The organism is Clostridium sp. SM-530-WT-3G (assembly GCF_012843905.1).
Classification (GTDB): domain Bacteria; phylum Bacillota; class Clostridia; order Clostridiales; family Clostridiaceae; genus Clostridium.
Map to the genome: position 1 here is coordinate 1 of NZ_JABAGC010000089.1, position 1,135 is coordinate 1,135.

The 1,135-nt window shown below is 29.3% G+C and carries 1 protein-coding gene; it reads left to right on the top strand.

The window, feature by feature from the left end; all coding sequences use genetic code 11:
• Positions 1–213: 213 nt before the first annotated feature.
• Positions 214–1,135 (top strand): transposase (locus tag HF850_RS15340; RefSeq protein WP_169106279.1); only part of this gene is annotated, 922 nt, incomplete at its 3' end.

Sequence of the window (1,135 nt, forward strand, 5' to 3'; positions counted from 1 at the left end):
CGCTATTAGCTCAGTTGGTAGAGCACCTGACTCTTAATCAGGGTGTCCCCGGTTCGAACCCGTGATGGCGCACCATTAAACTGTTGAAATTTTTCAACAGTTTTTTTATTATACAGGAAATTATAGAATTTTGGACAAATAAAAGCTAGATGTAATCTAGCTTTACGCTTATTGATATGTTAATTTATAATTAATATATTATTAGGTGTACAAATGAAAAAAGGAAAAATGAGGTTAATATTAGAAGATCATTGGGCTAGTTTTATGAGTAAGTATGATAAAAAAATTAGACAAAATGTAAAAGCAGAAGTAGATAAGGTCTTGCGATGCAAGGACACGAGATATGGATATATTGAATTGAAATGTGAAAAATGTAATGAGATTAAGAAAATAGGTTTTACTTGCAAAAGTAGATTCTGTACTTCATGTGGAAAGATATATGTTGATAAATGGATTGAAAGCATGCTATCTAAGTTGATAAATGTTAGACACAGACATATTGTATTTACTATTCCCAAAGAATTAAGGGTTTATTTTGGCAAAGACAGAAGTAAATTAAAGTTACTACCGCAAAGCGCAGCTAAAGCTGTTACGAGTTGGATGAAAAGTTTAAATAAGAGTGAAGAATTTATTCCAGGAATAGTGACTGTAATACATACATTTGGTAGAGATTTAAAGTGGAATCCGCACGTACATATGATGATTACAGAAGGTGGATCAGGAAAAAATACAGAATGGAGACATATAAAACATATATCATATATAGCATTAAGAAAAAGATGGCAAAAAATATTGCTAGATAATATAAATGATATAGTTAAAAATAAGTATGAAGCAAAATGCTTAAAAGACAAATTATATAGGGATAAAGATAAAGGATTTTATGTTCATGCTAAAACTCAAATAAAATCAGCTAAAATAGCAGCGAAGTATATAGGAAGATATGTTGGACGTCCTGCGATAGCAGAATCTAGAATAATTAAATATGATGGAAAGATTGTAACATATAAATATACAAGGCATGAAGATAATAAAGTTGTAGTAGAAACAGTAGAAGCTCATGAATTCTTAAAAAAAGTAATAATACATATTCCAGAAAAACATTTTAAAATGATTAGATATTTTGGAATTTACT